This window comes from Streptomyces sp. NPDC037410, assembly GCF_055602235.1.
On sequence record NZ_JBVJWR010000042.1, the window covers coordinates 1 to 16,301 of the forward strand.

Sequence of the window (16,301 nt, forward strand, 5' to 3'; positions counted from 1 at the left end):
CCCCCCCCCCCCCCCCCCCCCCCCCCCCCCCCCCCCTCCCCCCCCCCCCCCCCCCCCCCCCCCCCCCCCCCCCCCCCCCCCCCCCCCCCCCCCCCGGGCCCGTGGAAAACCGGACCCGCGCCCCGGGAGAACCGCTGCGGCGGCTACGTCGTGCGACGCCTCCGCGCCCCCGGCCTCCGCTCCGAAGGCCGGGTCACCGGGTCCCCCGCCTCCAGCGCGGACTCGCGCCGGCGGAGGCCGAAGTCGGCGAGCGCCTCGGCGAGCTTGTGGACGGACGGCTCGGGCGAGAGCACGTCGACCCGGAGCCCGTGCTCCTCGGCCGTCTTGGCCGTGGCGGGCCCGATGCAGGCGATGACGGTCACGTTGTGCGGCTTGCCGGCGATGCCGACGAGGTTCCGCACGGTCGACGAGGAGGTGAAGAGCACGGCGTCGAAGCCGCCGCCCTTGATCGCCTCCCGCGTATCCGCCGGCGGCGGCGACGCGCGCACCGTCCGGTAGGCGGTGACGTCGTCGACCTCCCACCCGAGCTCGATGAGGCCCGCGACGAGCGTCTCGGTCGCGATGTCGGCGCGCGGCAGGAAGACGCGGTCGATCGGGTCGAAGACCGGGTCGTAGGGCGGCCAGTCCTCCAGGAGCCCCGCCGCGGACTGCTCGCCCGACGGCACGAGGTCCGGCTTCACGCCGAAGTCGACCAGCGCGGCCGCGGTCTGCTCGCCCACCGCCGCGACCTTGATCCCGGCGAAGGCGCGGGCGTCGAGCCCGTACTCCTCGAACTTCTCCCGTACGGCCTTCACCGCGTTCACCGAGGTGAAGGCGATCCACTCGTAGCGGCCGGTGACGAGGCCCTTGACCGCGCGCTCCATCTGCTGCGGGGTGCGCGGCGGCTCGACGGCGATCGTCGGCACCTCGTGCGGCACGGCGCCGTACGAGCGGAGCTGGTCGGAGAGCGACGCGGCCTGCTCCTTGGTGCGCGGCACGAGGACCCGCCAGCCGAAGAGCGGCTTCGACTCGAACCACGACAGCTGGTCCCGCTGCGCCGGGGCGCTGCGCTCGCCGACCACGGCTATGACGGGCCGGTGGCCTTCGGGCGAGGGGAGGACCTTGCCCTGCTTGAAGACCTGGGCGATCGTCCCGAGGGTCGCGTTCCAGGTGCGCTGGCGCGTCGTCGTACCCGCGATGGTGACGGTGAGCGGGGTGTCCGGCTTACGGCCAGCCGCCACCAGCTCACCGGCCGCCGCGGCGACCGAGTCGAGGGACGTGGAGACGACGACGGTCCCGTCCGAGGCACCGACCTCGGCCCAGCACCGCTCGTCGGCGGTCCGCGCGTCGACGAAGCGCACGTCGGTGCCCTGCGCGTCGCGCAGCGGGACGCCGGCGTACGCGGGCACGCCGACGGCGGTGGCGACGCCGGGCACGACCTCGAAGGGGATGCCCTCGGCGGCGCAGGCGAGCATCTCGGCTCCGGCGTTCCCGTCGAGTCCGGGGTCGCCGGTCACCGCACGGACGACCCGCCTGCCGCCCCGCGCGGCCTCCATGACAAGATTGGCCGCATCCCTCAACACGGGGACACCGGCGGTTGTTGACGCCTCGTCAACGACCGTCAGCTCAGGCGTGCTCACCCCCACGCGCGCATGGCCGCGAACGACCTCGAGCACCTCCGGCTCGGCGATCAGGACGTCCGCCCCCGCGAGGGCCTCGACGGCCCTGAGGGTCAGGAGTCCGGGGTCGCCCGGGCCTGCGCCGAGGAACGTGACGTGCCCATGGCCCGCGAAGGCCGGGGACAGAGGGCTGGTGGTCGGGCTGGTGGGGCTCAAAGTGCTCGCTCCCCCATAAGACCGGCCGCACCCTTGGCGAGCATCTCGTCCGCGAGTTCGCGTCCGAGCGCCAGGGCCTCGTCGTGCGAGGTGGGTACGGGTCCGGTGGTGGACAGCTGCACCAGCGTCGAGCCGTCGGTGGTGCCGACGACGCCGCGCAGGCGCATTTCGGTGACAACCTGCCCGTGACCGGGGTCGTCGGCCAGCAGGTCGGCCAGCGCACCCACGGGTGCGGAGCAGCCGGCCTCCAGGGCGGCGAGCAGGGATCGCTCGGCGGTCACGGCGGCCCGCGTGTGCGGGTCGTCGAGCGGCGCGAGCGCGGCGACGAGTTCGGTGTTCGACGCCAGGCATTCGACGGCCAGGGCCCCCTGGCCGGGGGCGGGCAGGACGGTGTCGACGGCCAGCGGCTCGGCGGTCAGGCCGCCGAGGAGCTCGTCGGTCCCGCCGATGCGGTTGAGTCCGGCGGCGGCCAGGACGACCGCGTCGAGCTCGCCCTTGCGGACGTAGCCGACGCGGGTGTCGACGTTGCCGCGGATGGGGACGCAGGTGATGTCGAGGCCGTGGTTGCGCGCGTAGGCGTGGAGCTGCGCCATGCGCCGCGGGGAGCCGGTGCCGACGCGCGCGCCCTGGGGCAGCGTGTCCAGCGTGACGCCCTCGCCCGCGATCAGTACGTCGCGCGGGTCCTCGCGCAGCGGGATCGCGGCCAGCACCAGGTCGGGGTGCCGGCCGGTCGGCAGGTCCTTCAGGGAGTGCACGGCGAAGTCCACCTCGCCGGCGAGCAGCGCGTCGCGCAGCGCGGCGACGAAGACGCCGGTGCCGCCGATCTGCGCGAGGTGCTCCCGGGAGGTGTCCCCGTACGTCGTGATCTCCACGAGCTCGACGGGCCGGCCGGTCAGCTGCCGGACCGCGTCGGCCACATGCCCGGACTGGGCCATGGCGAGCTTGCTGCGCCTGGTCCCGAGCCTCAGTGCCCTCTCGGTCATACTCGCCCTCGGTTCTTGACGTCGGCGTCATTCAGGTCGGCCCGGCTGACAGAAGCCACCGTCTCCGGGTCGAGGTCGAAGAGTGTCCGCAGCGCGTCCGCGTACCCGGCGCCGCCGGGCTCGCTGGCCAGCTGCTTGACCCGCACGGTCGGCGCGTGCAGGAGCTTGTCGACGACGCGGCGCACCGTCTGGGTGATCTCGGCGCGCTGCTTGTCGTCGAGGCCGGGGAGGCGGCCTTCGAGGCGGGCGACCTCACCGGCGACCACTTCGGCGGCCATGGTGCGCAGGGCGACCACGGTCGGGGTGATGTGGGCGGCGCGCTGGGCGGCGCCGAAGGCGGCGACCTCGTCGGAGACGATGCCGCGGACCTGGTCGACGTCGGAGGCCATGGGGGCGTCGGCGGAGGCCTCGGCGAGCGACTCGATGTCGACGAGCCGGACACCGGGGATGCGGTGGGCGGCGGCGTCGATGTCGCGGGGCATGGCGAGGTCGAGGAGGAAGAGCGGGTCGCGGCGTCCGCGCGCGGCGTCCTCGACGGCCTCGCCGGTGAGGACGAGTCCGGTGGCGCCGGTGCAGGAGACGACGACGTCGGCACGTGTCAGTTCGTCGCCGACGGCAACCATCTCGACCGCGCGTGCGGCCACGCCCGTTCCCCCGGGCTCGTTCAGGATCTGCGCGAGCCGCTCGGCGCGGGCCAGGGTGCGGTTGGCGATGACGATCTCGGAGACGCCGGAGCGCGCGAGGGTGGCGGCGGCGAGCGAGGACATCGAGCCGGCACCGATGACGAGGGCCTTCTTGCCCTTGGCCCAGATCTCGACGTCGGTGTCCTGCGCGAGCTGCTCCAGGCCGAAGGTGACGAGCGACTGCCCGGCCCGGTCGATGCCGGTCTCGCTGTGGGCGCGCTTGCCGACCCTCAGGGCCTGCTGGAACAGGTCGTTGAGGAGGCGTCCCGCGGTGTGGAGGTCCTGGCCGAGGGCGAGGGTGTCCTTGATCTGGCCGAGGATCTGGCCCTCGCCGACGACCATGGAGTCGAGCCCGCAGGCCACCGAGAAGAGGTGGTGGACGGCCCGGTCCTCGTAGTGCACATAGAGATAAGGAGTGAGCTCGTCCAGGCCGACGCCGCTGTGCTGGGCGAGCAGCGTGGACAGCTCGGCGACACCGGCGTGGAACTTGTCCACGTCGGCGTAGAGCTCGATGCGGTTGCAGGTGGCCAGGACGGTGGCCTCGGCGGCCGGTTCGGCGGCGAGGGTGTCCTGGAGCAGCTTGGCCTGGGTGTCCGCCGACAGCGAGGCCCGCTCCAGGATGGAGACGGGGGCGCTGCGGTGGCTGAGGCCGACGACGAGGAGGCTCATGCGGGCATCACCGCGGGGACGTCCCCGTCGGGTCCCTTGCGACCGGTGGTGCCCGTGGTGCCACGGGGGGCCGGTGCCACGACGGCGGCGGGCTCGGGCTCCGGCTCGGCGTGCGCCTCGGGGCCCTCCTCGGCGCTGGTCTCCTCGCCGGCCTTGCGCTGCTCGTGGAAGGCGAGGATCTGCAGCTCGATGGAGAGGTCGACCTTGCGCACGTCGACGCCGTCGGGCACGGAGAGCACGGTGGGGGCGAAGTTCAGGATGGAGGTGACTCCGGCGGCCACGAGCCGGTCGCAGACCTGCTGGGCGACGCCGGCCGGGGTCGCGATGACGCCGATGGAGACGCCGTCCTCGCTGATGATCTTCTCGAGGTCGTCGCTGTGCTGGACGGGGATCCCGGCGACCGGCTTGCCGGTCATGGCGGGGTCGGCGTCGATGAGCGCGGCGACACGGAAGCCCCGGGAGGCGAAGCCGCCGTAGCCGGCGAGGGCGGCACCGAGGTTACCGATGCCGACGATGACGACGGGCCAGTCCTGGGTGAGCCCCAGCTCACGGGAGATCTGATAGACGAGGTACTCGACGTCGTATCCGACACCACGGGTGCCGTACGAGCCGAGATAGCTGAAGTCCTTGCGCAGCTTCGCGGAGTTGACCCCCGCGGCGGCCGCGAGCTCTTCGGAGGAGACCGTGGGTACGGAGCGCTCCGAGAGCGCGGTGAGTGCGCGCAGATACAGCGGAAGCCGGGCGACGGTGGCCTCGGGAATTCCTCGGCTACGGGTCGCCGGTCGGTGAGTTCGGCCAGTTGCCACGGTGCTCCTGCGGGATGAGCGGGGCTGCAGGCGGCCATACGTCACAAGACCGCCCCGTCGAATGCAGGCTATGTCTTTGTGAACGCGTGCACAAAGATGGTGTCCGTTTTGTCCGCCCAAAGTGACCGGGGTCACGCGGCCGGTTCGTATCGTCGCGGAACCGCGGAGTGCCTCAGCGCGTTGAGATCCCGAAGGAGGCAAAGCCGCACACTCTCCTCACGATGCCGCCCCCGAAACCCAACAAAACGTCCATGATGGTAGCCGCCTTTCGGTCACGCACCCAGTTCACGCCGGAGCCGCCCGGCGTCCACGCGCCAGAAGGTGTGCTGCTCGCCGTCGACGAGGACGACGGGAATCTGCTCCCAGTACGCCCGGTGGAGCTCCTCGTCCTGAGTGATGTCCTTCTCCTCCCAGGATGCTCCGGTCTCCGCGCACACGGCCTCGATCACCGCGCGGGCGTCGTCGCAGAGATGACACCCCGGCTTGCCGATCAGCGTCACCACGCGCGACACGGCGGTCTTCTTCTTCGTACGTCCGAACATGGCGTCCATTCTGGCGCCGGGTAACAGCGGAGTCCCCCACTGTTCACGCGACGGCATCCTCACAAGTCGGGAAGTACCGAACAGACTGGCTATGCTCAACGACATGGCCGCTCTGGGATGGCTCACCCCCCGTAGGCGCTCCGCCACCGCGCGCAGCGTCCTGGCAGGCGAGGCCGCCGCCGAGGCGGCGCGCAAGTCCTCGCTCCAGCTGGAACAGGAGCGCGAGGAGTCCGCCGCCGCCGAAACCGAGGCCGCGGAGCCCGAGTTCCCGGTCGTAGGCGACGTGCGCGCGGCCGCCTTCTTCGACCTCGACAACACCGTGATGCAGGGCGCCGCGCTCTTCCACTTCGGCCGCGGCCTGTACAAGCGGAAGTTCTTCCAGCGCCGTGAACTCGCGCGCTTCGCGTGGGCACAGGCCTGGTTCCGGATCGCCGGGGTCGAGGACCCCGAGCACATGCAGGACGCCCGCGACAGCGCCCTGTCCATCGTCAAGGGCCACCGCGTCTCCGAACTGATGTCGATCGGCGAGGAGATCTACGACGAGTACATGGCCGACCGCATCTGGCCCGGCACCCGCTCCCTCGCCCAGGCGCACCTGGACGCGGGCCAGAAGGTCTGGCTGGTCACGGCCGCCCCGGTGGAGACGGCCACGATCATCGCCCGCCGGCTCGGCCTGACGGGCGCGCTCGGCACGGTCGCCGAGTCGGTCGACGGCGTCTACACGGGCAAACTGGTCGGCGAGCCCCTGCACGGACCGGCCAAGGCCGAGGCGGTACGGGCTCTCGCCGCCGCCGAGGGCCTCGATCTGAACCGCTGCGCCGCGTACAGCGACTCGCACAACGACATCCCGATGCTGTCGCTCGTGGGGCATCCGTACGCGATCAACCCGGACACCAAGCTGCGCAAGCACGCGAAGGACCGGGAGTGGCGGCTGCGCGACTACCGGACCGGCCGGAAGGCCGCGAAGGTCGGCATCCCGGCCGCCGCGGGCCTGGGCGCGCTGGCGGGCGGCACGGCCGCCGCGGTCGCCCTGCACCGCCGCCGCCACTGACGCGCGCGGGCGTCACGGCCCGCGGTGGCGATACGTTTCGGCTGCGATCATCTGCGACAACCCCGGACCAGCCGCGCTCACCCGTCCGTGGTCGAACAGCACCGCACAGGTCGACTCCCGGGCATTCCCGCGCCCTTACCCCGCAGCGGCCCCGTTCACTCGCGCGCCCCGCACTTGAGCACAACGCATCGCCCACGCAGTCACACTCGGAAGCAAAACGATCAACAACTGGTCACGAACTGCGACTTGATGCGACTACAAGCAGTAACAGATACGACGTAACCGGTGATTTGAGCAACTGGGTGTAGCGCTGCCTGTACGAAGCGTTATTCTCCTCAGACGCACAAAGGACCCCTCACGTCGCCACGACGGGTGAACGGTCCCGCACTGCACGTGATGGAAGCTCTGCCTCTGGGAGTCCCGTGTACCCACACGTCGGGGTTGACACCTCGGGCCTGGCTACGCTGCGCGCAACGGTCCTCGACCACTTGCGCGGCTTCGTCCCCACCGCGTACGCCGGCCCTGTCCCCGCCTTCGCCTTCGCCGCCCCGGCACCCGCCGGCCCTTGCTATGCCCTGGCCGACGGCGGCCCCGCCGTCGGCAGACGGGGCGCTCGCTCAGGAGCCTCGACCACCGCCCGCCGCCCCACCGCGGACAGCGACAGCGCCCGCATGATGGACCTGGTCGAGCGCGCCCAGGCCGGCGAGGCCGAGGCCTTCGGCCGCCTGTACGACCAGTACAGCGACACCGTCTACCGCTACATCTACTACCGCGTCGGCGGGAAGGCGACGGCGGAGGACCTCACCAGCGAGACCTTCCTGCGCGCCCTGCGCCGGATCTCCACCTTCACCTGGCAGGGCCGCGACTTCGGCGCCTGGCTCGTCACCATCGCCCGGAACCTGGTGGCCGACCACTTCAAGTCCAGCCGCTTCCGCCTGGAAGTCACCACCGGCGAGATGCTCGACGCCAACGAGGTCGAGCGCAGCCCGGAGGACTCCGTCCTGGAGTCCCTGTCGAACGCCGCCCTGCTCGACGCGGTCCGCCGCCTCAATCCCCAGCAGCAGGAGTGCGTGACCCTGCGCTTCCTCCAGGGCCTCTCGGTCGCCGAGACCGCCCGGGTCATGGGCAAGAACGAGGGGGCGATCAAGACCCTCCAGTACCGGGCCGTCCGCACCCTGGCCCGCCTCCTCCCGGACGACGCCCGCTGACCGCTCCGCGCCCCCCACACGTACCCCCGCACCCGGGTCCGCGCCCCCACGCCGGCCCCTCCCCCCACATCCCCACGACCCCCGCCCAACTCACAGTCGGTGACGCCCCGATGACGCACTGGTCCGATCATCTTTCGCGCGTAACCCAAGTGCCGCGCCGCTCGTTGTGCGGGATGCAGGCTCCCTGTGGTCACGCCATGTCCGCAGCCACTCACTCTTTCGTGTGGATGTGCTCAAGGTGTGCAACCTTCCGGACACCCCGGGGAGTCGACCGTCATGACGAGAGGAGGTGCCGCCAGTGATCGCGAACGTATCGGCGCACCGGCGGGCGAACGCCTTCGCCCAGGCCCTGGAGGACCGGGCGTCCGAGGACGCGGCGGCCGAGCAGCCCGAGGCCCCGGCGGAGCCGGCTGAACCCGCCGGACACGGGCGGCTGTTGGCCTTGGCGAACGGCCTCGGCGAGCTGCCGAAGCCACAGCTCGACCCCGAGGTCAAGGTGGTGCAACGAGCCCAGCTCGTCGCCGCCATGGAAGCGATGCTCATGGAGGGCAGCGCGGCCGGGGGCCCTACGGTGCCGGAGCAGCGGGCATCCACGGGCAAGGGAACCCACCGGGCGTCCCCGCTCCGGAAGCTGCGCCCCCGGTCCCGCTGGACCAAGGGCCTCGCCGCCGGCGGCCTCACGGTCGGTGTGGCGGCGGGCGCCTTCGGCGGAGTGGCCGCTGCCAGTTCCGACGCCCTCCCCGGTGACTCGCTCTACGGGCTCAAGCGGGGCATGGAGGACATCAAGCTGGGCATGGCGGACGACGACGCGGACCGCGGCGGCATCTACCTCGACCAGGCCTCCACCCGCCTCAGCGAGGCCCGCCGCCTCATGGAGCGCGGCCGCGCCGGGGAGCTCGACCACGAGTCCCTCGCCGAGATCCGCCGGGTCCTGGGCGGAATGAAGCACGACGCCTCCGAGGGCCGCCGGCTGCTCCGCGAGGCGTACCAGCGGGACGGCGAGATCGGCCCCATGGCCCGGCTCAACTCCTTCGCGCAGTCCCACCGGGACACCTGGAACGGCCTCCGCGACCGGCTCCCCGTCCAGCTGGCGGACGTCGGCAGCGAGGTGACGGACGTCTTCGACGCCATAGACGAAGACGTCGAGCCGCTCCAGTCGGTGCTGCCCCGCACCCCCGGCAGGGGCACGATCGACTCCGAGGGACCGCGCAGCAGGCCCGGCACCCCGAAGGACACCCCCGGCGCGGACACCCGTCCGCCGGCCGGCCAGGAGACGTCCCCCTCGGGCAGCCACTCCGCCGCGCCCCGCCCCTCCGGGTCCGGCACGGGAAGCACCCCGAGCGCGGCCAGCAGCACCGGCTCGCACGAGGACGACGGCCTCCTCGGCGGCAACACCGGCGGACTGCTCAACCCGGCACCGACGGGCACACCGACGGCCCCCGTCCAGGGTCAGCCGACCCCGGACATGCCGGACGTGACCCTGCCGCCACTCCTGCCGGGCCTCCTTCCGGGCCTCGGCATCGACAGCGAGGACGCTCGCTAGCAAGGAGGAGGGGCGCCCCCACGGACGGGGGGCGCCCCTCCTTCACGCGTCGGAGGACTCAGAAGAACACCGACCGCCGCTGCACCAGCAACTTGTAGAGCGCGTGCTGGATCTGCTCCCGCACCTGATCCGTCAGGTTGAACATCAGCATCGGGTCCTCCGCCGCCTCCGGCGCGTACGAGTCCGTCGGGATCGGCTCGCCGAACTGGATCGTCCACTTCGTCGGCAGCGGCAGCGCCCCGAGCGGCCCCAGCCACGGGAAGGTCGGGGTGAGCGGGAAGTACGGGAACCCGAGCACCCGCGCCAGCGTCCTGGCGTTCCCGAGCATCGGGTATATCTCCTCCGCGCCCACGATCGAGCAGGGCACGATCGGCACCCCGGCCCGCAGCGCCGTCGACACGAAGCCGCCCCGCCCGAACCGCTGGAGCTTGTACCGCTCTCCGAAGGGCTTCCCGACCCCCTTGAAGCCCTCCGGCATGACGCCGACGATCTCGCCGGAGCGCAGCAGCCGCTCCGCGTCCTCCGCGCAGGCCAGCGTGTGCCCCGCCTTGCGGGCCAGCTCGTTGACGACGGGCAGGACGAAGACCAGGTCCGCCGCGAGCAGCCGCAGGTGCCGCCCGGCCGGATGGTGGTCGTGGACGGCGACCTGCATCATCAGCCCGTCCAGCGGCAGCGTCCCGGAGTGGTTGGCGACGATCAGCGCCCCGCCCTCGGCCGGGATGTTCTCGACGCCCTTCACCTCCACCCGGAAGTACTTCTCGTACAGCGGGCGCAGCAGCGACATCAGGACCTGGTCGGTGAGCTCCTCGTCGTAGCCGAACTCGTCGACCTCGTACTCGCCGGTGACGCGCCGCCGCAGGAACGCGAGCCCGCCCGCCAGCCGCCGCTCCCAGCCGCTCCGCCCGCCCGCGTCCGGCTCCGGCTCCCGCACCGGCGCGGGCTCGGGCTCCGCGGCTCCAGCGGGCTCCCCCGGGGCCTGCTGAGGCCCCGGCAGGGCCCGTACGGCCGCTTCCTCGCCCACAGCCCTGGCGGGCCGCCGCCGGGCCCGTGAGCGGTCGTCGTCGAACGGAATGACCTTGGCGTCCGCCATCGCAGTCGGGTCTCCTCAGGCGCCGTGGTGAACGGGGGAAGCGTCAGGGGTGGTGAGGCGCCCGGCGAGCCGGTCCACGGCCCCCGCTAGCAGCTCGGGCGGCAGCAGCCCCGGCCCCCGGCCGCGCGCGAAGTCCGCGAGCGCCTCCGCCGTCGAGTAGCGCGGGGAGAAGCCGAGGACCTCGCGCGTGTGGACCGTCGAGACGACCCGGCCGTGGGTGAGCAGCCGGATCTGCTCGGGCGCGAAGTCGGTGATCCCGACCGTGCGCAGCGCGGTGCCCACCCAGGTGACCGCGGGCAGCAGCACCGGCACCGTCGGCCGCCCGAGCCGCCGCGCGCACTGGGACAGGAGCAGCACCCCGTCCCCGGCCACGTTGAACGTGCCGCTGTTCTGGGTCGCCCTGCGGGGCTCGTGCGCCGCCAGGCGCAGCACGTCGACGACGTCGTCCTCGTGGACGAACTGCAGCCGCGGGTCGTAGCCGAGGACGGTCGGCAGCACCGGCAGCGCCAGGTACTCGGCGAGCGGGGAGTCGACCCGGGGCCCGAGGATGTTCGCGAACCGCAGCACGCACACCGCCACGTCCGGGCGGCGCCGGGCGAAGCCCCGGACGTACCCCTCGACCTCGACGGCGTCCTTCGCGAAGCCGCCGCTCGGCAGGGACTTCGCGGGCGTCGTCTCGGTGAAGACGGCCGGGTCCCGGGGCGCGGAGCCGTAGACGCTCGTACTGGACTTGATGACCAGGCGCCGGATCCGCGGCGACTTCTGGCAGGCGCCGAGGAGCTGCATGGTGCCGATGACGTTGGTCTCCTTGACCGACGTCCGGCCGCCGCCGCCCAGCGCCGTACCGGTGACGTCCAGATGGACCACCGTGTCGACGTCGTGCTCCGCGAGGACCTTGGCGATCTCGGGCCGGCGGATGTCCGCCCGTACGAACTCGGCGGCGCCGAGCTGGTGCGCGGGGTCGACCGCGTCGACGGCGATCACCCGCTCCACTTCGGGGTCCCGCTGGATCCGCCGCACGAAGCGGCCGCCCAGATGCCGTGCGGCACCGGTGACGAGCACGACCTTGCCCAAGATCAGCGCCTTCCGTCCGTCTTCCGTTGGACGACACCGTAGCGTCTGGAGATTTCCAGGGGATAAAAGCGTGGCCCTCCACCGAAGAACGGTGAAGGGCCACGCCTGACGCAAACGCTGCGAAGCAGCTGTCGCCTTACTTCTTGTTGCGACGCTGAACGCGCGTGCGCTTGAGCAGCTTGCGGTGCTTCTTCTTCGCCATCCGCTTGCGCCGCTTCTTGATAACAGAGCCCACGACTACCCTCGCTCACTTCTCGGAACATCCCCGCCTCCCGGCGGGGATCGGTGCGGGGCGTCTGGGCCCACACGACCTACGTCGGCCTAGCCTACCGTCCCGAGCACCGCGCAAGTAATCCGAGGGCCGGACTCCGCTCACCGGCTGTTCGGCAGCGCGCCCGCTACGCGGTCCCCACCCCCACGAAGGACTCCCTCAGGTACTCGTGAACGGCCTGTTCCGGCACCCGGAAGGACCTCCCCACCCGGATCGCCGGCAGATGACCGCTGTGCACCAAGCGGTACACGGTCATCTTCGACACGCGCATCACCGAGGCGACTTCCGCCACGGTCAGAAACTTGACCTCGTTGAGAGGTCGATCGCCAGCAGCCATGACCCACCTGTACCTTCCGCCGCGACGCCCACCGGCTTCCCCTCCGGTGACTCTTCGTCGCCGAGCGCTCACTCTCCAGACTAGGGGCGGGTGGTACGAGTGGGGAAGAGGAGCTGCCATCGGCCGTTTACCGTGACAGACACGCTCGATTGAGTACATAGCGCGTGAGCGGGAGGTACGAGGCGGAGCGCACGCCGTCATCAAGCGGAACGGCCACCGACACCTGCCCCTCCGCCTCCCCGACGAACAGCGCCGGATCATCCGTATCGGCAAGACCGATGGCCTCGATACCCAGCTGACCTGCCCCGCAGACCCATCCGTGATCCCCCACCACCAGCTCCGGCAGCGGCCCGCCGCCGTCGGCCGCGCTCTCCAGAGCGGCCCTAACCGGCAGCGGCGAGTGGGAGTGCGCCCCCGGCACGCGCCCGTCGGCGGACGGCCCCGGTTCCCGTACCAGCGCGACCCCGCGTACGTAGTCGAGGAGGTACGTACGTACGCCGAACCGGGTCGTTATGTCGACACATCTCCCCTGCGCCGGTGTGAGGACAAGACATCCCGCCGCCGACAAGGCGTCTGCGAGAGCGGCGTAGAAACCGAGCAGACGGTGCGGATGCCCCGTCCCGAGCAGCACCGGCACCCGCCGCGCCGCCGCCGCGCCCAGGCGCGCCGCGAAGGCGTCGAGCCCCCGCACCGTACGCTCCGGATCGATGACGTCCCGCCCCGACCGGTGCGCCGGATCCCCCGACACCCCGCACTTGTCGGCCATCAGCCGCAGCAGCCCGGCCTCGTCCCACCCCCACGCCGGATCGAGCCCGAGCAGCACCCGCGGATCGCGCGCGGCGAAGAGCCGATAGCTCCGCAGGTTGTCCTCCCGGGGGGTCGCCACCGTCCCGGCCAACCCCGACGCCAACAGATGCGCCCGCAGCGCCCCGGTACTCACCACCCGACCGATGCTGCCGGAACACCGCCGCCCGGACGTCCAAACCTCCCGGACACCCCACAGTCGGCGTAACGCCCAGGAGAACGTTCTAGATCTCCTGGGGAGAACGCTCCAGATCGCCTGGGGAGAACGCCCCAGATCCCTTACGCGAGCAGCCCCCGCAGCGGGAACGCCGCCTTCCGCGTCGCGAGCACCGCCTGGTCGAGCCGGTCCGCCGGGTCGTACCCCTCGGCCCAGTCCCGGAAGCCCACCGGCCACCGCCCGTCCGTCATCCGCGCCGGCCCGAGCTGCCGGGTCCGCGCGTACACCTCGTCCCGCCAGGACGCCGGGATCACCGACTCCGGATCCACCGGAGCGTGCGCCGCGATCCCCACCAGATGCGTCCACGACCGCGGTACGACGTCCACCACCGCGTACCCGCCCCCGCCCAGGGCCAGCCAGCGCCCTCCCTCGACATGCGCGTGCGCCAGCTCGTGACAGGCCTCCTGCACCGCCCGCTGCGCGTCGAGCGACACCGCCAGGTGCGCCAGCGGATCCTCGAAGTGCGTGTCCGCGCCGTGCTGCGTCACCAGCACCTGCGGCCGGAAGTCCGCGAGCAGCTCCGGTACGACCGCGTGGAAGGCCCGCAGCCATCCCGCGTCGCCCGTCCCGGCCGGCAGCGCCACGTTCACGGCCCCGCCCTCACCGGCCCCCGCCGCGCCCGTCTCCTCGGGCCAGCCCGTCTGCGGGAACAGCGTCCGCGGATGCTCGTGCAGCGAGACGGTCAGAACCCGCGGGTCCTCCCAGAACGCCGCCTGCACCCCGTCCCCGTGGTGCACGTCCACGTCCACGTACGCGACCCGCTCGGCGCCCAGTTCGAGCAGCCGGGCGATGGCGAGCGAGGCGTCGTTGTAGATGCAGAAGCCGGAGGCCGAGCCCGGCATCGCGTGGTGCAGCCCGCCCGCGAAGTTCACCGCGTGCGAGGCCTCCCCTCGCCACAGGGCCTCCGCCGCGCCCACCGACTGCCCGGCGATCAGCGCGGACACCTCGTGCATCCCGGCGAACGCCGGATCGTCGACCGTGCCGAGCCCGTACGCCTGGTCGGCGTGGCGCGGATCCGCCGAGGCCGCCCGCACCGCCGCCACATAGTCCTCGCGGTGCACGAGCCGCAGCGTCGAGTCCCCGGCCGGCTTCGCCGCGACCACGTCCACCGCCCGGTCGAGGCCGTAGGCCCGCACCAGCGACATCGTCAGCGCGAGCCGTACCGGATCCATCGGATGCTCGGACCCGAAGTCGTACTGCGTGACAGCTTCATCCCACATCAACAGTGCGCGGCCGCTCATGCCCGCCACGGTATCGGGCCTCGCGCGAACCGAACGACGTGGCGTACACCACCGTCACCAGGACCAGCACCATCGGCACCAGCATGGCCCCCCGATAGCTCCACGCGTCCCCGAGCGCCCCGACCAGAGGGGACCCGACGAGAAAGCCCACATAGTTGAAGACGTTGAGCCGCGCGACCGCCGCGTCGCTGGCCCCCGGGAACAGCCTCCCCGCCGCGGCGAAGGTCTGCGGCACGATCACGCTCAGCCCGAGCCCGAGCACCGTGAACCCGGCGATCCCCGCCCAGGCGCCCTGAGACGCGGCGACCCCCGCGAACCCGAGCGCCGCGAGCACCGCGCCCGCCCGGACGACCACGACGGCCCCGAAACGCCGCACCCCGAAGTCCCCGACGGCCCGCCCGAGCAGCGTCGTCACCATGTACGCGTTGTACGGCACGGTCGCCAGCTCCTCCGAGCTGCCGAGCACGTCCTGGAGGTACTTGGCGCTCCAGTTGGAGACCGTCGAGTCCCCGATGTACGCGAAGGTCATCACGAGACAGAGCGGCAGCAGCACCTTGAACAGGACACCGCTCCCCTTCCCCTCCCCGGCCTCGACCGCCCCGGCCGCCACGGAACCCGTCACGTACCACCGGCTGCCGACGAGCGCGACGGGCAGCAGCACGGCCACCACCGGCAGATAGGACACGAACAGCGACAGGTGCCAGTGCGCCCCCACCCAGGCCAGCGAGGCCCCCGCGATCCCGCCGAGGCTGTACGCGGCGTGGAAGCCGAGCATGATGCTCCGGCCGTACGCCGTCTGGAGGCTGACCCCCAGCATGTTCATGGAGGCGTCGAGCGCGCCGACCGAGAGCCCGAAGAGCCCGAGCGCGAGGGCCGCGTGCCAGAGCTGGGATCCGAGCCCGGCGGCGAGAAGCGCGAGGAGAACGAAAGGCTGCACCCACCGCAGCACGACCGCGGGCCCCACCCGGGCGACGACCTTCTCGGTCACCACGCTCGCCACCCCGGCCAGGATCGGCACCGCGGCGAGGAAGGCAGGCAGCAGCCCGTCCGAGATCCCGTACTGGTCCTGGATGGCCGGTATTCGCGTCACGAGCAGGGCGAAGGTGACGCCCTGCACGAAGAAACTGACCGCCAGGGCTCCCCGCCCACGCCGCAACCGCGCATCTGTCATGGCCGCACAGCGTACGGCCGGAACCTACCGCTGGGTAGATGGATCACATCCCGAAAATGGCGGGGAGCTCGTCCATCCTCCGGAAGAAGCCCTTGGCCCCTTCGAGCTTCTCCTCCGCCGTCATCGCGGTGAACCCGTACACGTCCATCCCGGCCGCCACGGCCGCCTGGACCCCGAGCCGGCTGTCCTCGACCACCACACACCGCTCGGGCGCGACCCCCATCCGCGCGGCCGCGTGCAGGAACAGATCGGGCCACGGCTTCCCCCGGCCCACGTCCTCGGCGCTGAAGACGATCTCGTCCCGGAACCAGGCGTCGAGCCCGGTCTTCCGATGTCCGACCCGAATCCGCTCATGGCTCCCGGAGGAGGCGACACAGTACGGAACGCCGGCGGCGACCAGCCCCTTGAGCACGTCGGCGGCCCCGTCCACGGCCTCCAACTCGGCCTGGAAGGCGGCGAAGACGCGGGCGTGGAACGTGTCGTCGAATTCGGCGGGCAGCTTCCGCCCACTCCGCTCCTCGACCAGCTCGTGGATGCGGTGCATGGCGGAGCCCATGAAGTCCCGTACCGATTCCTCGTACGTGGTGGGATGCCCCAGCTCGGTCAGATAGCCGGCCAGCAGCTTGTTGGAGATCGGCTCGCTGTCCACGAGCACACCGTCATTGTCGAAGATCACCAGGTCGTATCGCATGGCCCCAGCGTAGAACGCAAAAATGCCTCAACCCCCGGACAAGGTCCGGGGGTTGAGGCTAAAAATTGTTCGGCGGCGTCCTACTCTCCCACAGGGTCCCCCCTGC

16 protein-coding genes are annotated in these 16,301 nt (G+C 72.0%); 3 read left to right on the forward strand and 13 right to left on the reverse strand.

Annotated features, from left to right (window positions below; translation table 11 throughout):
• Positions 1-143 precede the first annotated feature (143 nt).
• The 5 genes from ACZ7HT_RS36620 to ACZ7HT_RS36640 form a co-directional block, all read right to left on the reverse strand.
• The gene (locus ACZ7HT_RS36620) at positions 144-1,814 is read right to left on the reverse strand and encodes a bifunctional uroporphyrinogen-III C-methyltransferase/uroporphyrinogen-III synthase (protein ID WP_351188942.1); all 1,671 of its coding nucleotides are present in this window, start codon (positions 1,812-1,814) and stop codon (positions 144-146) included.
• On the reverse strand, positions 1,811-2,797 hold the full coding sequence (gene hemC, locus ACZ7HT_RS36625) for a hydroxymethylbilane synthase (protein ID WP_471174049.1): 987 nt from the start codon (positions 2,795-2,797) through the stop codon (positions 1,811-1,813). The genes ACZ7HT_RS36620 and hemC overlap by 4 nt, the downstream gene beginning before the upstream one ends.
• Positions 2,794-4,149: a glutamyl-tRNA reductase gene (locus ACZ7HT_RS36630; protein WP_471174051.1), complete on the reverse strand. Its 1,356-nt coding sequence runs from the start codon at positions 4,147-4,149 to the stop codon at positions 2,794-2,796. The genes hemC and ACZ7HT_RS36630 overlap by 4 nt, the downstream gene beginning before the upstream one ends.
• Positions 4,146-4,955 carry a redox-sensing transcriptional repressor Rex gene (locus tag ACZ7HT_RS36635; protein ID WP_471174053.1) on the reverse strand — a complete coding sequence of 270 codons (810 nt, stop codon included), beginning with the start codon at positions 4,953-4,955 and terminating at the stop codon, positions 4,146-4,148. The genes ACZ7HT_RS36630 and ACZ7HT_RS36635 overlap by 4 nt, the downstream gene beginning before the upstream one ends.
• Positions 4,956-5,227: 272 nt before the next feature.
• Positions 5,228-5,506: a glutaredoxin family protein gene (locus ACZ7HT_RS36640; protein ID WP_471174054.1), complete on the reverse strand. Its 279-nt coding sequence runs from the start codon at positions 5,504-5,506 to the stop codon at positions 5,228-5,230.
• Positions 5,507-5,600: 94 nt separating this feature from the next.
• Between ACZ7HT_RS36640 and ACZ7HT_RS36645 the strand changes: the two genes are divergently transcribed.
• From ACZ7HT_RS36645 to ACZ7HT_RS36655, 3 genes are all read left to right on the forward strand, one after another.
• Positions 5,601-6,548 carry an HAD family hydrolase gene (locus ACZ7HT_RS36645; protein ID WP_471174056.1) on the forward strand — a complete coding sequence of 316 codons (948 nt, stop codon included), beginning with the start codon at positions 5,601-5,603 and terminating at the stop codon, positions 6,546-6,548.
• A 422-nt stretch (positions 6,549-6,970) separates the two neighbouring features.
• A complete protein-coding gene (locus tag ACZ7HT_RS36650) occupies positions 6,971-7,756 on the forward strand; it encodes an ECF subfamily RNA polymerase sigma factor, BldN family (RefSeq protein ID WP_471174057.1) in 786 nt (261 codons plus the stop codon).
• Between the two features lie 298 nt (positions 7,757-8,054).
• Entirely contained in the window at positions 8,055-9,299 is a 1,245-nt protein-coding gene (locus ACZ7HT_RS36655) for a DUF5667 domain-containing protein (protein ID WP_471174058.1), read from the forward strand.
• Between the two features lie 58 nt (positions 9,300-9,357).
• Here ACZ7HT_RS36655 and ACZ7HT_RS36660 read toward each other — a convergent pair whose 3' ends face one another.
• The 8 genes from ACZ7HT_RS36660 to ACZ7HT_RS36695 all read right to left on the reverse strand — a co-directional run bounded on the left by ACZ7HT_RS36660 (position 9,358) and on the right by ACZ7HT_RS36695 (position 16,195).
• Positions 9,358-10,389, reverse strand: coding sequence for a lysophospholipid acyltransferase family protein (locus ACZ7HT_RS36660; protein WP_471174060.1), 1,032 nt, complete (start codon positions 10,387-10,389; stop codon positions 9,358-9,360).
• 15 nt (positions 10,390-10,404) lie between these two features.
• The gene (locus ACZ7HT_RS36665; RefSeq protein ID WP_471174061.1) at positions 10,405-11,463 is read right to left on the reverse strand and encodes an NAD-dependent epimerase/dehydratase family protein; all 1,059 of its coding nucleotides are present in this window, start codon (positions 11,461-11,463) and stop codon (positions 10,405-10,407) included.
• Positions 11,464-11,599: 136 nt separating this feature from the next.
• A complete protein-coding gene (locus ACZ7HT_RS36670; RefSeq protein WP_003948845.1) occupies positions 11,600-11,698 on the reverse strand; it encodes a 30S ribosomal protein bS22 in 99 nt (32 codons plus the stop codon).
• A 163-nt stretch (positions 11,699-11,861) separates the two neighbouring features.
• On the reverse strand, positions 11,862-12,071 hold the full coding sequence (locus tag ACZ7HT_RS36675) for a helix-turn-helix domain-containing protein (RefSeq protein ID WP_030223786.1): 210 nt from the start codon (positions 12,069-12,071) through the stop codon (positions 11,862-11,864).
• A gap of 127 nt (positions 12,072-12,198) precedes the next feature.
• Entirely contained in the window at positions 12,199-13,014 is an 816-nt protein-coding gene (locus tag ACZ7HT_RS36680) for a phosphatase (protein ID WP_471174063.1), read from the reverse strand.
• 140 nt (positions 13,015-13,154) lie between these two features.
• Positions 13,155-14,333 carry an acetoin utilization protein AcuC gene (locus ACZ7HT_RS36685; protein WP_471174065.1) on the reverse strand — a complete coding sequence of 393 codons (1,179 nt, stop codon included), beginning with the start codon at positions 14,331-14,333 and terminating at the stop codon, positions 13,155-13,157.
• The gene (locus tag ACZ7HT_RS36690) at positions 14,302-15,504 is read right to left on the reverse strand and encodes an MFS transporter (protein WP_471174067.1); all 1,203 of its coding nucleotides are present in this window, start codon (positions 15,502-15,504) and stop codon (positions 14,302-14,304) included. Before ACZ7HT_RS36690 ends, ACZ7HT_RS36685 begins: the two co-directional genes overlap by 32 nt.
• Positions 15,505-15,547: 43 nt before the next feature.
• A complete protein-coding gene (locus ACZ7HT_RS36695) occupies positions 15,548-16,195 on the reverse strand; it encodes an HAD family hydrolase (protein ID WP_471174069.1) in 648 nt (215 codons plus the stop codon).
• Between the last annotated feature and the right edge of the window lie 106 nt (positions 16,196-16,301).

What these genes read in the sequence shown, in the direction of transcription:
- hemC (WP_471174049.1), bottom strand. Translation starts at nt 2,797, where the DNA reads ATGACCGAGAGGGCACTGAGGCTCGGGACCAGGCGCAGCAAGCTCGCC.
- ACZ7HT_RS36630 (WP_471174051.1), bottom strand. Translation starts at nt 4,149, where the DNA reads ATGAGCCTCCTCGTCGTCGGCCTCAGCCACCGCAGCGCCCCCGTCTCC.
- ACZ7HT_RS36640 (WP_471174054.1), bottom strand. Translation starts at nt 5,506, where the DNA reads ATGGACGCCATGTTCGGACGTACGAAGAAGAAGACCGCCGTGTCGCGC.
- ACZ7HT_RS36645 (WP_471174056.1), top strand. Translation starts at nt 5,601, where the DNA reads ATGGCCGCTCTGGGATGGCTCACCCCCCGTAGGCGCTCCGCCACCGCG.
- ACZ7HT_RS36660 (WP_471174060.1), bottom strand. Translation starts at nt 10,389, where the DNA reads ATGGCGGACGCCAAGGTCATTCCGTTCGACGACGACCGCTCACGGGCC.
- ACZ7HT_RS36675 (WP_030223786.1), bottom strand. Translation starts at nt 12,071, where the DNA reads ATGGCTGCTGGCGATCGACCTCTCAACGAGGTCAAGTTTCTGACCGTG.
- ACZ7HT_RS36685 (WP_471174065.1), bottom strand. Translation starts at nt 14,333, where the DNA reads ATGAGCGGCCGCGCACTGTTGATGTGGGATGAAGCTGTCACGCAGTAC.
- ACZ7HT_RS36690 (WP_471174067.1), bottom strand. Translation starts at nt 15,504, where the DNA reads ATGACAGATGCGCGGTTGCGGCGTGGGCGGGGAGCCCTGGCGGTCAGT.
- ACZ7HT_RS36695 (WP_471174069.1), bottom strand. Translation starts at nt 16,195, where the DNA reads ATGCGATACGACCTGGTGATCTTCGACAATGACGGTGTGCTCGTGGAC.